This is a genomic window from Arthrobacter sp. 8AJ, assembly GCF_902506025.1.
Classification (GTDB): domain Bacteria; phylum Actinomycetota; class Actinomycetes; order Actinomycetales; family Micrococcaceae; genus Arthrobacter.
In genome coordinates this window covers 118,894-134,553 of sequence record NZ_LR733289.1, presented here as the reverse complement: position 1 = coordinate 134,553, position 15,660 = coordinate 118,894, and the positions used below count along the sequence as shown (strand labels likewise).

Sequence of the window (15,660 nt, the reverse complement as noted above, 5' to 3'; positions counted from 1 at the left end):
TCGATCACCACTGCACGAAACCGACGGTACGGATCGCGGACGAAATTGTCAACGATTTTGGAATCGTTTGGCGGTCAGGACTTCGGGCGCGGCTTAGCCACCCGCAACGGACTGGATCACCAGCACTTCTTGGCCCGGTTGTACCTCGGTGTCCAGGCCCTGCAGGCGCCGGACTTCGTCGCCGTTCACATAGATGTTGACGAATTTGCGCAGGGCCCCGGTCTCGTCGCGGAGCCGCCGGCCCAGCACGGCATAGTCCGCGGCCACCGCGTCAAGCAGGTGTGCCACCGTCACCGGCCCGTCGGCCCGGGTGGACAGGACGGCCTGCCCGCCGGCCAGCGGCTGCAGGACACCGGGAAGCAGCAGCGAGATCTCAGGCACCGGCCACCACTGCCGCCCGGACGCAGAGGACGTCCGGCAGGTGCGATGCCACTTCACTGAAAGTCTCCCCTTCGTCCGCACTCGCGTAGACGGACCCGCCCCGGGTGCCGAAGTAGACGCCGGCGGGTTCGGCCGTGTCCACCGAGGCGGCGTCCCTGAGCACGCTGTTGTATTCGTGCCCGGGGAGTCCGGTGCTGAGCCGCTTCCAGCTGTTCCCTGCGTCGTCCGTGCGGTGGACGGCGAGCTTTCCGTCGGGAGGAATGCGTTCGCCGTCGGCCTTCAGCGGAACAACCCAGGCGGTCCCGTCCCGGCGCGGATGCGTCAGCATCACGAAGCCGAAGTCCGCGGGCAGGCCCTCGGCGATGGAGTTCCAGCTGTCGGCATTGTCGTCTGTCCGGTAGACCCCGTGGTGGTTCTGTGCGTAGAGGCGTCCTGCCACCGCGGCATCGGCAGCGATCTTGTGAACGCACTGGCCGAACTCCGGGTTTGGGTCCGGCATGAAGTAGGCCGAGATGCCCTTGTTGCGCGCTTCCCAGGACGTGCCGCCGTCGAGCGAGCGGTACACGCCGCCGGTGCTCATGGCGACGTGCACGGTTTCACCGGCAGGGTCCACCACGATGGAATGTGCCGCTGCACCGCCATAGCCGGCTCCCCATTCACTGCGGTGCGGGTGGTCCCACAGGCCCCGGTTCAACTCAAAGTGCTCGCCGCCGTCCGTGGACTTCCAGACAGAGATGGGCTCGGCGCCGGCCCACACCACCCCGGGACGGGACTCTGCGTCCGGATAGATCTGCCACACACGGTCCAGGGCGGCGCCGGTGTCCTCGGGAAACGTGATGGCACCATGTTCCGGCTCGGACCACGTGGCGCCCAGGTCATCGGAGTGTGCAACCGTGGGCCCCCAGTGCGGGCTGCGGACGCCCACCAGGATGCGGGTGCGGCCCTCCCTGGTATCGATTCCGATGCTGGGGATTTCAGCCATGAGGAAATGCGGGCCGGTGAAGGACCACTCCCGCCTGTCCCGGCTTGTGGCGAGCCACAGCCCTTTCTTGGTGCCGATTGCCAGGAGGAATGATTCTGCCGCCGTTGCCATGCGGACCATGCAACCACCGGAGCGGCCAGGGCGCAACGGGTACAGGCCCCCTTCAGCTCCCGAACTGCCGGCGGTCGGGGGTCAGTCCACGAATTCCGACTGGGTCTCGATGAAGTCCCAGTCCGCGGCAGTCAGTACAGCAGCGGGGTTGCCGGGGTGCGGACCGCCCGCCTCTGCGATCCCCTGGAGCACCGGAAGCGGCAGTTCCTCTGAATGGAGGTTTTGGCGCAGCCACTCCTTGCTGGCGAGGTCCAGGTCCAGCCACCACATGAAGATTTCCACGATTCCCCTCCTTGCTTCACTTAAAACGTTAGGCGCGGCCCACGCGGCGGACAAGGTCCCGGCGCGGAAGCAGGTGGCGCAGGCCGGCTTTAGGGTACTGGCAGGTAACTTGGCCGGCCTGCCCCGGTGAAAGACAAGTACCCCCTACTGGCGACTGCCCCGGGAGGCGCCCTTAGCCTGAAATCTCAAAGCAAGCTGACCGTGCTGCTGGGGCATACGGCGCCACCGCTGGCCGTCCCCCGCCACGGTCCGTTTCACGCACATATGGGGAGAAGACATGAAACGCACCTTAGCCACACTGGGGGTGGTTGGGCTCGGCCTGATCAGCCTCACAGCGCCTGCCATGGCCGCGGGAGAGAAAGTCACCGTTTGCCACAGCGACGGCAGCACCTGGGCACCTTTGGAATTCAGCATCAATGGGCTTGGCGGCCACGACCAGCATCCGCTGGACATCATTCCGCCGACGTCCAAATCGCCGGGCAAGAACTGGACCAGCGCCGGAAAGGCGCTCTACGTCGCCAAGTGCGCCCCGCTGCCGCCCGGCGAGGTGCTCGATCCCGTGGATCCGCCGGTCGTCGTCGATCCTCCCGTCACCCCGCCTGTCGTTACCCCGCCCGCCGTCGTCGACCCTCCCGTGGTCACGCCGCCAGCTGAGCAACCGCCAGCGGTGACTCCCCCGGCCAACGAAACGCCCGTCGTCGTGGACCAACCCGTGGAACAACCCGCGGTGCAGCCTCCGGCGGAGAGCCCTGTTGCGGAAACTCCTTCGGTGGTGCCACCGGCCGCGGTGGCACCGGCAGCTGTACCCGCCCAGGCAACGCCTGCCCAGCAGGCCGCCGCCGCTCCCAAGGCAGCCCCCGCCGCAGCGGCCGCCAGCGTGGGAACCAACCAGGGCTACAACGCCCAGACGGCTGTGGGCGCCGCTGACGGTGCGTCCGGCTGGCTTGCAGGTGTGGGAGCGCTGGCTGCCGCAGGAGCAGCAGTGGCAGTACGCCGCCGGCCACGCCCGCTGCACACCGCCGGCTAGCCCGCCATCCGCCACTTCCCGTGGCTTCCCGACAAGGAAGGCGTCCTGCCAGTGCCCGGCAGGGCGCCTTCCTTCCTTTCCACCGACCACCCGTGAGGAAATGCCATGCCACAGGACCGACGCCGGCACGCGGCGCCCGGGGGACGCATCGCCACCTGGCAGCGGTGGAACAGGGGCGATCTGGCCATCCTTTGCTGCGGCGTCCTTACCTTCCTGTCGTTTACGGCGGGCGCACCCCTCTTCCATGAGGCGCCCATGCTGACGGTCCCCGGCATCTCCACTTCGACTCTCGGCGTGCGCGCCCCCGCGGCGCCTGCCGGGGCAGCGGCCCCGATGGCGGAAACCGGTGTGCCACAGCCGGCAGCGGCGGCCGCCCAGGCTCCGGCCCGTCCGGCGGCGGCAACACCTGCCCTTCCCCCGGCTGCCCAGCCAATCCATATCCGTTACCCGGCCGCCGCCTTTGACGTAGCCGTCCAACCCCTGGACCTGGACGGAGAAGCCCAGGCCAGCCGCACCATAGAACCCCCTGCCACCAAGGACGGGTACTGGCTCACGGCCTTCGGAACCCCCGGGAAGGGCTCCGGCAACACCACCTACGTCATCGGCCACAGCTGGGAGGGCGCCGACGCCCCGTTCAACCACCTCAGTTCCGCCGCGGCCATTGGCGACCTGCTTGATGTCCAGACTCCGGCCGGAACCATCAGCTACCGCGTGGACAGCGTCACGACCTACCTGAAGTCCGGCCTCAAGGACAGCCCGGTCTGGGAGATGGTGCCCAACCGGCTGGTCCTCATCAGCTGCTACACGGAAGATCCGTGGGGCAGGAACGTGGTTGTCACCGCCTACCCCGCAGTTCCTTAGCCCCGGGGCCGGCGCTCCGGGACCTGCCCGGGCCTAACGTACCTGTTCAGGCGGCCTTGGGCGGGCGGACAATGGGCAGCATGACGTGGGAACATTTCGACGGGGCCCCGCTGCTGGTGGGGATCATGCCCAAACAGCACCCGGAGGTCATCCAGACCGCGGCCACCCTGGCTGCCCGGCTGGGCGCCCCCTTGGTCTGCGCGTACGTGGACGAAGCCAGCTACCTCGTGGAGTGGGATCCGGCCCGTTCCGCCCACCGCCTTTCCCGGCACCCGGACGCTGATGACGACATGCTGGAACTCGCAACGGAGCTCAAAGCACAGGTCCAGGCCACCGTGGACAAGCTGCCCGGCGGCCGCCCCCCTGACTGGTCCTTCCGCACCCTTACGGGAGATGCAGCCCGTGCGCTGGGACAGCTGGCCGCGGAAGTGGATGCCCCCATGATCGTCGTGGGAACCTCGGAACGTGGATTGTCCCATCGCCTTTCCGAGGCTTTGGGTGGGTCCGTTGGGGCGTGGCTCAGCCACCATCAAAGCCGGCCGGTGCTGGTGGTTCCCTACCGGATGCCCGCCCATGAGGACCGGCCATGACCGGCGCATCCAGGGCAAAATGCCTCCGTTCCGGGCGTGATTAAAGTAAAGCGAAAGTAGTTATTCGCGGTGCTGGCGCAGTCCCGTACCAGCCAGTAAGCTGATTCAAGCAAGGCCGATCCACCCAGGTGGAAGCCGGAATTGCCCAAGAGCTGCTCCGGAGTGCGTATCCCCCAATAACGCACTCCGGAGCTTTTTTGTGCCCTGACGGACTAAGCCTTGCGCGTGCCCCGACACTTCTGCAGATACCCCCAGGGGGTACTTGCATTGATACCCCCAAGGGGTATATGTTGGCTCCATGAACGCTACCGAAGAAGCCGTTGCGGCCGCCGAACAGCCGGCCGTGGAGGATGGCGCTGCCCCGCAGCACGGGTACACGGGTAACAAGGACGCGTACCTGCGGCGCCTGAAGCGCATTGAGGGCCAGGTGCGGGGCATTGCCCGGATGGTGGATGAGGACAAGTACTGCATCGACATCCTGACCCAGGTTGCCGCCGTCACCAAGGCCCTGCACGCCGTCAGCCTGGGGCTGGTCGAGGAACACATCGGCCACTGCGTGGTGGGGGCGGCCTCCGAGCCGGACCCCGACGCACGCGCAGAAGCCATCGATGCCAAGGTAAAGGAAGCTGCCGACGCCATCGGCCGGCTGCTTCGCTGACACACCCCCACACCAACCCGGCCACCGCCGGCACCATATGAAGGAGCAAGCCATGAGCACCACCTCACCCACCACCACAACCATCAGCGTCTCGGGCATGACCTGCGGACACTGCGTGTCGGCAGTCAGCGAAGAACTCGAAGCCATCGACGGCGTTGATGCAGTAGCCGTGGACCTGAACGCCGGCGGCATCTCCACCGTGACCATCACTTCAGGCAAGGAACTCTCCCCCGCCGAAATCGGCGAAGCCGTAGCCGAAGCCGGCTACCTGGTGGTTGCCAACGAAGCCTAGAAACCCTTCCACCACCGGAAAGCTGACAATGAGCCACCAGGAACTGCTCCACCCGCCGGGCACCCGCGTCGTCGAACTCGACATCGAAGGGATGACCTGCGCGTCCTGCGTCAACCGCGTGGAAAAGAAGCTCGGCAAGCTCGACGGCGTGGCTGCAACGGTCAACCTGCCACTCGAGTCGGCCTACGTCACGGTCCCGGACGGTGTCACCGACGAGCAGTTGGTGGATACGGTCAACGCGGCCGGCTACAAGGCCCGGGTACGCCAGCAGCGCCCCGCAGGCCCGGAAGCCGGCACCGCGGCTGAGCCCGCTGCAATCCCTGCATCCCTGCTCCGCCCGCGCCTCATCCTGGCCGCAGTCCTGACCGTCCCGGTGTTCCTGGTCAGCATGGTCCCGGCGTTCCAGTTCGCCAACTGGGGCTGGGTGGCGGCGGTGCTGGCGCTGCCGGTGGTCACGTGGGCCGCGTGGCCCTTCCACCGCGCGGCCGCCATCAACGCGCGCCACTTCGCCTCCACCATGGACACCCTGGTGTCCCTCGGGGTCGCCTCAGCGTACCTGTTCTCGGCCTGGCAGCTGCTGGCGGATCCCCGCATGACTGAGCACCCTGGCATGGAGGGCATGTCCGGCGGCCTGTACTTCGAGGTGGCGGCCGTTGTCACCACCTTCCTGCTCCTGGGCCGGTACCTGGAGGCCAATGCCAAGCAGAAGGCCGGTGACGCCCTCCAGGCACTGCTGAACCTGGGCGCCAAGGATGCCACGGTCCTGCGCAACGGCAAGGAAGAGAGGATCCCCGCCGACCTGCTGCAGGTGGGCGACGTCCTGGTGGTCCGCCCGGGAGAGAAGATCGCCACGGACGGCGTGGTGGTGGACGGCGCCTCGGCCGTTGACGCCTCGCTGGTGACGGGTGAATCAGTCCCCGTGGAGGTGGGGCCGGACAGCCGTGTCACCGGCGCCACCATCAACACGTCCGGCCGCCTGCTGGTCCGGGCTACCCGGGTTGGTTCCGAAACCACCCTTGCCCAGATGGCGCGGCTGGTGTCGCAGGCCCAGACCGGGAAGGCGCCCATCGCGCGGCTCGCCGACCGGATCAGTGCCGTCTTCGTGCCGGTGGTCCTGGCACTGGCGGTCGTGACGTTCGTGCTCTGGCTCCTCCTCGCAGGCCCCGCCGCTGACGGCGACAACCTTCGGCAGGCCTTTACGGCCGCCGTCGCCGTGCTTGTCATTGCCTGCCCCTGCGCACTCGGCTTGGCCACGCCGGTAGGCCTGCTGACGGGCACCGGCCGCGGCGCGCAGCTGGGCATCCTGATCAAGGGCCCGCAGGTCCTGGAGGACACGCGCACCGTGGACACCATCCTGCTGGACAAGACAGGCACGGTCACCACCGGCGTCCTGGCCGTGGACGCCACGGCAGCCTTCACCGGTTTCCAGGACCGGGACGTCCTCCGGCTTGCCGGAGCCGTCGAGGCAGCCTCCGAGCACCCGGTGGCCCGTGCCATCGCTGCCGCAGCTGCCGCGGTCCCGTCCACGGGCGCCACGGACGACGCCGGCGCGTTGCCATCCGTGCAGGGTTTCAGTTCCGCGCCGGGCGGCGGAGTGTCGGGAACCGTTGAGGGCAGGGCCGTGATGGCCGGGCGGCGCGGCTGGCTGGAGCAGAACGGGATCATTCTGGACGCCGCCCAGCAGGCCACGCTCGCATCGGCAGAAGAGGGCGGCGCAACGGCCATCTGCGTCGCCGTGGACGGGAAAGCCGCCGGAATCATCAGCCTCAGGGACACCGTCAAGGCGGGGTCCGCGGCCGCCGTCGACCGGCTGAAGGCACTGGGCCTGCGGCCCATCCTGCTGACCGGTGACAACGCCGCCGTGGCCGCCCGGGTGGCTGCCGCCGTCGGCATCGCTCCGGACGATGTCTACGCCGGCGTCCTGCCGGAAGGAAAGGTCGAGGCAGTACGGAAGCTCCAGGCCGGCGGTGCCACGGTGGCCATGGCCGGGGACGGCGTCAATGACGCTGCGGCGCTGGCGCAGGCCGACCTGGGAATTGCGATGGGATCGGGCACGGATGTGGCCATCGAAGCCGCGGACCTGACCGTGATGGGCAACGACCTCGCCCAGGTGGCGCAGGCCATTGAGCTGTCCCGGAAGACCCTGGGCACCATCAAGACCAACCTGTTCTGGGCGTTCTTCTACAACGCGGTGGGTATCCCGGTGGCCGCCCTGGGGCTGCTCAATCCGATGATCGCCGGCGCCGCCATGGCCGCCAGCTCGGTCCTGGTGGTGACCAACTCGCTGCGGCTGCGGAGCTTCGGCAAGTAGCCGCAGTCCCGGCGGGCGAGGGCTCAGGCCGCGCCGTACCGCACCGCGGCACGCGCCCTGGCCTTGGCTGCCTCCGCCTCCCTGTCCTTGGGCGGGGCCTGCGTCACCAGCGCATCCAGCAGATGCTGCGTGATGTGCGCGATCTCATGCACGGCGTCGTCAAAGGCCTCCTGGTTGGCCTTTGACGGCTTGGTGCTGCCGCTGATTTTGCGGACATACTGCAGGGCGGCCGCGTGCACTTCCTCGGACGTGGCATGCGGCTCAAAGTTGTGGAGGGTTCGGATATTCCGGCACATACCGCCATGCTAGGCTCTTCGAACGCCTGGGATCGACCCCTTTTTCTTCGTCCCGCCGCGGCGTCCATGGGGAGGCCTGCATGGGCAGGGCTGCCCATCGACACCGTTTTACGGGCCGGGGTAGGTTTTAGGCAATGGATCTTCCGGATGAGCCGGGAGGCCGAGGGGGATGCCGACCAGGTTCGGATCCACGTTCTAACAAGGAGAAACTGATGGCTATTTGGGGTGCAGACGTTGAGCAGCTTCGCCAGCTCGGCAGCAAGCTTCAGGCAGGGGCGTCCGAGATCGAGACGCAGAAGTCCACTCTCACCAAGGTTCTGAGCAGCACCAACTGGGAAGGCCCGGACGCAACCAAGTTCCGCAACGAGTGGTCCGGTACCCACACCGCGATGCTCACCAAGGTTGCCGAGGCACTGAAGGAAGCCGGCTCGCAGGCCAAGCGCAACGCTGAAGAGCAGAGCCAGGCCTCCCACTAGGCTTACCGCCGCTGGCGGGGGCAGGGACACCAACCGGTGTCCCTGCCCTTTTTTGTTGCATCTTTTGTGGCGTCCGACGGCGGCGCCTGGCTGTGCAGGTCCGCCTAGGGGACGGGTTCGACGTCGTTCGCGTGTTCCAGCGGTGATGCCGGAACCCCGGCGCGCTCTCCGGCGGCGGCGGAACCGGGGGCCTGCAGCTCATCCACCCGGACCAGGATGACGCCGCCGACGATGAGTACGCCGCCCAGGAGCTGGATGGCGCCGGGAAGTTCCCCGAGCAGCAGCCACGCCCACAGCACGGCGAACAGGACCTCGGTGAGCGACACGAAGGAGGCCACCTTGGAGCCGAGGGCCCGGGCGGCCATGATGCCCGAGGTGTAGGCCAGTACGGTGGCGAGCACCACCAGCCCGGCCAGGGATACCCACCAGGGAGTGGTCCAGGGACCAAGCGTGGTGTCCGCGGTACTGAACGCCATGGGCAGCAGGCCGGTGGCGGCAGCGAGCCACATGACCGCCGCGCCCGTCAGGAGACCGCCGGATGCGAGCACGATGGGCGGCAGGGTGTCGTTTTCCCTGGCCGTGATGAAGAAGTAGATGGCCAGGCAGACTGCCGCCGCCATGCCCCAGAGGACGCCCACCAGGTCCACTTTCACCGCTCCCGTGAGGTCAAGGACCAGCACCAGCCCGGCCAGGGACAGCAGTGTTCCGCCGGAGGTCAGCAGCCGGGGGCGCCGGCGGCTGGCCGCCCACAGCCACAGGACGATGATCACCGGGGCAAGGTACTCCAGCAGGAGTGCCACTCCCACGGACAACCGTGCCACTGCGTTGAAGTAGAACAGCTGGCAGGCCGCGACCCCGATGAGCCCGAACAGCATGATGGTGAGCCAGTTGTCGCGCAGCTGGTGCCAGCGGCCCCTAAGCGCCCAGGCGGCGGGCAGGGCGAGGATCAGGGCGGCACCCGTCAGGCGGGCGGTGACGGCCGCCCCCGGCGACCAGCCGGTTTCCAGCAGTGACTTGGCGAACGATCCGGACAGGCCAAAGACTGCGGAAGAGAAGAGCGCGGTCCCAATTCCGGAGGCCAGGAAGCCGGGCCGCCCGGTGGGAAGCCCCGTGGTGGTGTGGTTGTTGGCGGCAGGCAACGTCGCCTCCTGTCAGGAGTAAAATGGGGTAATGCCCATGACACTACGCCCGGGTGCTGTAAGGAGTCAACATGGTTTTCGCCCCTGACACTGAGGTGGCGCTGCGGACGGTGGTAAACCTCATCAATACCGCCGCGAATGGCAGGGAAGGACTGTCCTCGGTGGCGGACCTGGATGCCTTCCTGGCCGCTGAGGGGTTTTCCGGAGGGCGGGCCCGGGATGCCGCGGAACTGGAGAGTGTGCGGCAGCTGCGCCGTGAACTGGCGGCGGTGTGGACAGCAGATGAGGATGCCGCCGTTGACACCGTCAACCGGCTCCTGCGGGACGCGAACGCACTGCCTCAGCTGATGAAGCACGACGGCTGGGACTGGCATCTGCATGCAACGGCACCGGAGGCTCCCCTGGCGGACCGGATGAGTACCGAGGCAGCCATGGCGCTGGCAGACGTGATCCGCGGCAAGGAAATGGAGCGGCTGCGCACCTGCGAATCCGACGACTGCGATGCCGCCGTGCTGGATCTGAGCCGCAACCGGTCAAAGCGGTATTGCGACACGGGAAACTGCGCCAACCGGGCCCACGTTGCGGCCTACCGGGCCAGGCAGGCGGCCGCGAACTAGCAGGCCGGCGCGGCCAGCGTTCCGTTGCTCGCCGGTGTGGCCCTAGCGCTGGGGTGTGCCGTCGGCGCCGTCGCCGGATGCCGGCGGGTTCTGGCTGCCCGGAGCACCGAAGCCGTGGCCGGGCCCTCCGTGGGAAGATGCCTTGGGCGCCGAACTCAGGTTAACCCCCGAACCCTTGCCCAGGTGTTCGGCGTTCTCCTTGTAGCTCATCGAGAGCATGGCCGCGATCACCAGGGTCACGATGAAGGCGATGCCGGCCGCCGTGAAGGCGAGGTCAAAGCGGGGCGCCCGGGCGCTTCCCCCGGAGGCGAAGATCAACACTGCAACGAAGGCAACGACGGCCCAGAAGGCCGAAAACATCAGCGGCCCCTTCACCGAGGTCCGCAGCTTGCGCGGTTTTCCTTGATGCTGGTCAGCCACGGTGGTTCCTCCCTGCAGGCGGCGCACGGCCGGCCTGGTGTACGAATTGCGGTTTCGCACCCGATTTTCTACAGAAAGTAGAAGGGCGCTCCTCCTAGTTTACGGCTTTCCTGCGCCGCCCCGGGCATCGTGCCGCAGGGTCAGGCCGGACAGCACCCAGAGGACCCCGGAAATAATCGCCCCTCCACCGGCCACGCCCAGCAGGGCGTGGGCGCCGAGGTTGATGAAGAACGGCAGCAGCACCGCTGTTCCAATCCCGATGATCCCGGACGCTATCCAGTCGCGCGCCAGGACGTGGCGGCCCCTGTGCTGCAGGCCGCAGGCCAGCTCGAGGACACCGGCCACCCCCAGGCCCAGGGCGGCAATCACCCCGAACAGCAGGTCGCTGTGCAGCAGGAGCACCGCAAAGCCTGCGCCGGCCAGGACGGCGCCGGCGGCGGAAAGCAGCTTGCCGGGGAGCGACTTCGGGGCAATCCCCGCGGCAGGGATGGCACGGAGGGAAACCACGCCGGTGGCCAGGAGATACAGGCCGCCGGCCCAGCCCATGACCTCCACGGAAGGCGAAGTCCAAAACACCGTCACGGCACCGAATGCCAGGGCAGCAGCCGAGCGCAGCAGGACCGGCTTCCAAAGGTCGTTACGGGGGGCAGTTCCCGGGGCAGCGCCCGCAGGGGTGGATGGTTGCGTCACCGGTCCAGTTTAGTGGGGGCTGCCGGAAGGTCGAACCGGCACTGCACCCACTTTGCCTGCACTCAATTCAGGCGGAACCCAGGACCATCCAACGGTCGGACCGGGCGCGCACGCCCAGCGTGAGTGCCCGCGCGGCCATGTATCCCACGCCAAAAGCGGCCCACAGCCAGCCCAGCCCTGCGGCGCCGGTGGCACCGGAGAATGCCACCCAGGCCAGCAGCGGCACGTAGATGGCGATGTTCACCAGCCCGGCGAGGGCGAGGTACCGGGCGTCGCCCGCGCCGATCAGCACCCCGTCCAGGACGAAGACGTAGCCGGCGATGGGCTGCCCGGCAGCCAGGACCCAGAGGGCGACCGTGAGCGCCGACTGCACCTGGGGATCCGGGGTGAACAGGGCTCCTGCCCAGGGGGCAACCACGGCCAGCAGCAGGCCGGTCACCACGCCGAACCCCGCGCCCCATCTGATCATGGTGCCGGTCAGAAGCCTGGCCCTGCCGGCATTCGAAGCACCCAGCTCCTTCCCGATGAGCGCCTGCGCGGCGATGGCCAGGGCATCCAGGGCGAACGCCAGGAAGGAAAAAATGGTCATGGCCAGCTGGTGGGCGGCGAGGTTGACCTCACCCTGGGCCGTCACCACCAGCACCGTGGCCAGGATGGCTGCCCGCAGGCTGAGCGTGCGCAGCATGAGCCAGGATCCGACGCGGGTCATGCTGCGGATCCCCCGCCAGCTGGGGAGCAGGCTTACGCCGTGGCGGACGGCGTTCCGGCGCACCATCACCACATAGACCGCGGCCATGGCCCACTGGGCCACGCTGGTACCGATCGCCGAGCCTGCCACGGACAAGCCCAGGCCATAGACCAGCCACAGGTTCAACACAATGTTCACGCCGAATCCGGCCGTTGCCACCACCAGCGGAGTCCGGGTGTCCTGCAGCCCCCGCAGCACGCCGGTGCCGGCGAAGATCAGCAGCATCGCCACCAGGCCCGGCATGGACCAGCGGAAATAGTCGACGGCAAACGTGCGGGCACTGCCCTCCGCGCCCAGCAGGTCGATGAGCGGTTCGGCCGCGGCGAACCCGGCCACCGCCAGCAGTACGCCGAGGAGGGCTGCCAGCCACACGCCGTCGCGCCCCGCGGCCAGCGCCTTGCCCAGCTGCCCTTCGCCGATGGCGCGGGCCACGGCGGGTGTCGTGGAGTAGGCCAGGAAGACCATTAGTCCGACGGCGGTCTGCAGCACGGCTGATGCCAGCCCCACCCCCGCGAGCTGGGCGACGCCGAGATGCCCCACGATGGCAGAGTCCGCCAGCAGGAAAAGGGGTTCAGCCACCAGCGCCCCGAAGGCAGGGACGGCGAGGCGGAGAATTTCGCGGGCGGGGGCGCGGGTGCCGGCCGCGGCGGCAAGGGCAGGTTGTTGGGGCACGCTGCCAGCTTAACCGCGTCTGCCGGGCGGACCGCCTCCGGCATGACAAATCCCACAACCAGGGCAACTTAGTTGACACTTCAACTATATATCGGGAACAGTGGAAGGCATGAACAAGCAAGCACTGACCACTACTGCCCTTGCCGCCCTCCGCATCATCCTTGGTTTTCTCTTCGCAGCCCACGGCTGGCAGAAGTTCAACGAATGGACCATCGCCGGCACCCAGGCTTCCTTCGCCAAGATGGGCGTTCCGGCCGCCGACGTCATGGCGCCCTCCATTGCGGTCCTGGAACTTGCCGGCGGTATTGCCCTGATCCTGGGGATCCTCACCCGCGTGGTGGCCGCCCTCCTCGTCCTGGACATGCTGGGCGCCCTGTTCCTGGTGCATGCGCCTGCCGGCGTGTTCGCGGCAAACGGAGGCTACGAACTCGTGCTGCTGCTGGCTGCGGCATCCTTCGCCCTGGCCCTCACCGGAGCCGGACGGCTCTCCCTGGACCGCGCCCTCTTCGGCCGCCGCCCGGAGTCCCGCCTGGCGGTCCTCGCCTAGCGGCTCCTGCATGACCGAACGACGGCGGCAAGGCACCCACGGTGCCCTGCCGCCGTCGGACTTTTAAGCTGCGCCTTGGCTTTGTTGCAGCGCCAACCGGCCGGTAACCGGGGCCGCCAGTAGGATCGCAGCATGACTGAGTCCGGCCGTCGCAACTCCGTAACCCTCCGCTTCCTCGCCGCTCCCACCGACGTCGGGCACAGCGGCTCGGTGGATGCCGGCACGGTGCTCGAGTGGGTGGACAAGGCCGCCTACGCCGCCGCGGTGGGGTGGGCCAAGTCCTACTGCGTGACTGCCTATGTGGGAAACATCCACTTTGCCGATCCCGTCAACAGCGGGGACATGGTGGAGGTGGAAGCGACCATCGTCTATACGGGCCGGTCCTCCATGCACATCCACACGGTGGTCTCTTCCGGGGATCCGAAAGGCGGCCCGGCCACAATGCGCAGCCAGTGCATGGTGATCTTCGTGGCGGTCGGGGCGGACGGCAAGCCCATCCCGGTGCAGCAGTTCGAACCCGCCACCCCTGCCGAGATCGAGCAACGCGACCACGCACTGGCCCGGATCAAGGTCCGCGAGCAGATTGTGGAAGCCATGAACCGGCAGGAATATACGGACGCCGGTACGGCCGAACGCGTAACGCTGCGCTTCATGGCCGCCCCTACCGATGTGAACTGGGGCGGCAAGGTGCACGGCGGCATCGTTATGAAGTGGATCGACGAAGCCGCGTACGTCTGCGCGTCCCGGTACTGCGGCCGGGACACGGTGGCGGTCTTCTCCGGCGGCGTGCGCTTCTACCGGCCCCTGCTGATTGGCCATGTTGTGGAGGTCGAGGCGAGGCTGGTCTACACGGGGACCAAGGGCATGCACATCGCGGTCCACGTCCGTTCCGGCGATCCGAAGGGCCGGGAGTTGAACCTCACCACCTATTGCCTCACCGTGATGGTGGCGCGCGACGACGAAGGCAACTCAGTGCCCGTCCCGGCATGGGTGCCGGTCAGCGAGGAAGACAAGCGGCTCCACGCCCACGCCCGCGAACTCCTCGAGATCCGGGGTACGGCCCCGGGGAACCGCCTGCCGAACCATCTTCTCGCCGCAGCGGGACCTGCCGGCAGCGCCGCGTCCCGCTCCGGGAGCGAAGGCTCCTAAAAGCCGCCGCCACCGCCGGCGTCGCCCGCCATGTTGGCAAAGCGGGAGTAGTGGCCCTGGAACGCCACCACAATGTCCTTGGTGGGGCCGTTACGGTGCTTGGCCACCAGGATGTCCGCCTCCCCGGCGCGGGGTGATTCCTTGTCATACACGTCTTCGCGGTGGAGCAGGATGACCATGTCGGCATCCTGCTCGATGGAACCGGACTCACGGAGGTCCGACACCATGGGGCGCTTGTCCTGGCGCTGTTCCGATCCACGGTTCAGCTGGGACAGGGCGATCACGGGAACCTGGAGTTCCTTGGCGAGGAGCTTCAGCGCACGCGAGAACTCGGAAACTTCCTGCTGGCGGGACTCCACCTTCTTACCCGAGCTCATGAGCTGCAGGTAGTCGAGGATAACCAGCTTGAGATCATGCTGCTGCTTGAGGCGGCGGCACTTGGCCCGGATTTCCATCAGGGACATGTTGGGGCTGTCATCGATGAACAGCGGGGCATCGTTCATTCGGCCCATGGTGGTGGCAATCTTGGACCACTGCTCGTCCTTGATGGTTCCCTTGCGGAGGTCCTGGAGCCCAATGGTGGCTTCGGCGGACAAAAGGCGCATGGCGATCTCGTTCCGGCCCATTTCCAGGGAGAACATGACCGTGGAGAGGTTGTTCTTGATGGCCGCAGACCGGGCGAAGTCCAGGGCGAACGTTGACTTACCAACGGCGGGGCGTGCGGCGATGACGATCATCTGTCCGGGGTGGAGTCCGTGGGTCAGCTCGTCGAGTTCGTAGAACCCGGTAGGGACACCGGTCATGCCCTCCCCGCGGTGGCCGGACGCCTCAATCTCGTCCACCGTGGACTCCATGACGTCCTTCAGCACCACGTAGTCCTCGGCGGTGCGGCGTTCAGCCACGGCGTAAACCTCCGCCTGGGCCTGGTTGACCAGGTCCTCCACCTCGCCGTCGGAGCCGTAGCCCAGCTGGACGATCTTGGTGCCGGCGTTCACCAGCCGGCGAAGCACCGCACGTTCAGCCACGATCTCGGCGTAGTAGCCGGCGTTGGCTGCAGTAGGCACGGTCTGGATGAGCTCGTGCAGGTAGGCAGGGCCGCCGATCCTGTTGATCTCGGCACGCTTGGTCAGTTCATCGGATACCGTAACCGCGTCCGCGGGCTCCCCGCGGCCATAGAGGTCGATGATGGCCTCGTAGATGGTCTCGTGCGCCGGGCGGTAGAAGTCCTGGCCGCGGAGGATTTCAACAACATCCGCGATGGCGTCCTTGGACAGCATCATGCCGCCAAGAACCGACTGTTCGGCGGCGATGTCCTGCGGCGGCTTCCGGCTCGCGTCCGATCCACGGGTTGCCTCAACAGGGTCCAGATGCGCGATTGACAAAGCTGCCGTCCTCCATTTGTACCGGGCGT

19 protein-coding genes are annotated in these 15,660 nt (G+C 67.6%); 10 read left to right on the top strand and 9 right to left on the bottom strand.

From position 1 onward, the window contains the following. Positions 1–93 precede the first annotated feature (93 nt). From BACI349Y_RS00610 to BACI349Y_RS00600, 3 genes are all read right to left on the bottom strand, one after another. On the bottom strand, positions 94–381 hold the full coding sequence (locus tag BACI349Y_RS00610) for a MoaD/ThiS family protein (RefSeq protein WP_159629530.1): 288 nt from the start codon (positions 379–381) through the stop codon (positions 94–96). Then, entirely contained in the window at positions 374–1,483 is a 1,110-nt protein-coding gene (locus BACI349Y_RS00605) for a WD40/YVTN/BNR-like repeat-containing protein (RefSeq protein WP_159629528.1), read from the bottom strand. The genes BACI349Y_RS00610 and BACI349Y_RS00605 overlap by 8 nt, the downstream gene beginning before the upstream one ends. A gap of 72 nt (positions 1,484–1,555) precedes the next feature. Continuing rightward, complete coding sequence (locus BACI349Y_RS00600; protein WP_159629526.1) at positions 1,556–1,756, bottom strand: hypothetical protein; 201 nt, start codon at positions 1,754–1,756, stop codon at positions 1,556–1,558. 277 nt (positions 1,757–2,033) lie between these two features. Here BACI349Y_RS00600 and BACI349Y_RS00595 point away from each other — a divergent pair, with 277 nt between their 5' ends. The 6 genes from BACI349Y_RS00595 to BACI349Y_RS00570 all read left to right on the top strand — a co-directional run bounded on the left by BACI349Y_RS00595 (position 2,034) and on the right by BACI349Y_RS00570 (position 7,495). Further along, complete coding sequence (locus BACI349Y_RS00595) at positions 2,034–2,783, top strand: hypothetical protein (protein WP_159629524.1); 750 nt, start codon at positions 2,034–2,036, stop codon at positions 2,781–2,783. 105 nt (positions 2,784–2,888) lie between these two features. Next, a complete protein-coding gene (locus tag BACI349Y_RS00590) occupies positions 2,889–3,644 on the top strand; it encodes a class F sortase (RefSeq protein WP_159629522.1) in 756 nt (251 codons plus the stop codon). Between the two features lie 80 nt (positions 3,645–3,724). Then, positions 3,725–4,234: a universal stress protein gene (locus tag BACI349Y_RS00585; protein ID WP_159629520.1), complete on the top strand. Its 510-nt coding sequence runs from the start codon at positions 3,725–3,727 to the stop codon at positions 4,232–4,234. 298 nt (positions 4,235–4,532) lie between these two features. Further along, on the top strand, positions 4,533–4,892 hold the full coding sequence (locus BACI349Y_RS00580) for a metal-sensitive transcriptional regulator (RefSeq protein WP_159629518.1): 360 nt from the start codon (positions 4,533–4,535) through the stop codon (positions 4,890–4,892). Between the two features lie 52 nt (positions 4,893–4,944). After that, positions 4,945–5,184, top strand: coding sequence for a heavy-metal-associated domain-containing protein (locus tag BACI349Y_RS00575; protein ID WP_159629516.1), 240 nt, complete (start codon positions 4,945–4,947; stop codon positions 5,182–5,184). Between the two features lie 28 nt (positions 5,185–5,212). Then, positions 5,213–7,495, top strand: coding sequence for a heavy metal translocating P-type ATPase (locus BACI349Y_RS00570; RefSeq protein WP_159629514.1), 2,283 nt, complete (start codon positions 5,213–5,215; stop codon positions 7,493–7,495). Positions 7,496–7,518: 23 nt separating this feature from the next. On the opposite strand, the gene BACI349Y_RS00565 is transcribed toward BACI349Y_RS00570, so the two are convergent. After that, a complete protein-coding gene (locus BACI349Y_RS00565; RefSeq protein WP_159629512.1) occupies positions 7,519–7,791 on the bottom strand; it encodes a DUF2277 domain-containing protein in 273 nt (90 codons plus the stop codon). A gap of 212 nt (positions 7,792–8,003) precedes the next feature. On the opposite strand from BACI349Y_RS00565, the gene BACI349Y_RS00560 reads away from it, so the two are divergent. Further along, complete coding sequence (locus tag BACI349Y_RS00560; protein WP_110545130.1) at positions 8,004–8,267, top strand: WXG100 family type VII secretion target; 264 nt, start codon at positions 8,004–8,006, stop codon at positions 8,265–8,267. A 104-nt stretch (positions 8,268–8,371) separates the two neighbouring features. On the opposite strand, the gene BACI349Y_RS00555 is transcribed toward BACI349Y_RS00560, so the two are convergent. Continuing rightward, on the bottom strand, positions 8,372–9,406 hold the full coding sequence (locus BACI349Y_RS00555; protein WP_159629510.1) for an EamA family transporter: 1,035 nt from the start codon (positions 9,404–9,406) through the stop codon (positions 8,372–8,374). A gap of 71 nt (positions 9,407–9,477) precedes the next feature. Between BACI349Y_RS00555 and BACI349Y_RS00550 the strand changes: the two genes are divergently transcribed. Beyond that, a complete protein-coding gene (locus BACI349Y_RS00550) occupies positions 9,478–10,023 on the top strand; it encodes a CGNR zinc finger domain-containing protein (RefSeq protein WP_159629508.1) in 546 nt (181 codons plus the stop codon). 42 nt (positions 10,024–10,065) lie between these two features. On the opposite strand, the gene BACI349Y_RS00545 is transcribed toward BACI349Y_RS00550, so the two are convergent. From BACI349Y_RS00545 to BACI349Y_RS00535, 3 genes are all read right to left on the bottom strand, one after another. Further along, on the bottom strand, positions 10,066–10,443 hold the full coding sequence (locus BACI349Y_RS00545; RefSeq protein WP_159629506.1) for a hypothetical protein: 378 nt from the start codon (positions 10,441–10,443) through the stop codon (positions 10,066–10,068). A gap of 99 nt (positions 10,444–10,542) precedes the next feature. Beyond that, on the bottom strand, positions 10,543–11,133 hold the full coding sequence (locus tag BACI349Y_RS00540) for a hypothetical protein (protein WP_159629504.1): 591 nt from the start codon (positions 11,131–11,133) through the stop codon (positions 10,543–10,545). A gap of 67 nt (positions 11,134–11,200) precedes the next feature. Continuing rightward, entirely contained in the window at positions 11,201–12,553 is a 1,353-nt protein-coding gene (locus BACI349Y_RS00535; RefSeq protein ID WP_159629502.1) for an MATE family efflux transporter, read from the bottom strand. Between the two features lie 109 nt (positions 12,554–12,662). On the opposite strand from BACI349Y_RS00535, the gene BACI349Y_RS00530 reads away from it, so the two are divergent. After that, a complete protein-coding gene (locus BACI349Y_RS00530; protein WP_159629500.1) occupies positions 12,663–13,100 on the top strand; it encodes a DoxX family protein in 438 nt (145 codons plus the stop codon). A gap of 132 nt (positions 13,101–13,232) precedes the next feature. Further along, a complete protein-coding gene (locus BACI349Y_RS00525; RefSeq protein ID WP_159629498.1) occupies positions 13,233–14,249 on the top strand; it encodes an acyl-CoA thioesterase in 1,017 nt (338 codons plus the stop codon). Here BACI349Y_RS00525 and dnaB read toward each other — a convergent pair. Continuing rightward, positions 14,246–15,631: a replicative DNA helicase gene (gene dnaB, locus BACI349Y_RS00520; RefSeq protein WP_159629496.1), complete on the bottom strand. Its 1,386-nt coding sequence runs from the start codon at positions 15,629–15,631 to the stop codon at positions 14,246–14,248. The two genes, BACI349Y_RS00525 and dnaB, sit on opposite strands and share 4 nt — an antisense overlap. Positions 15,632–15,660 lie beyond the last annotated feature (29 nt).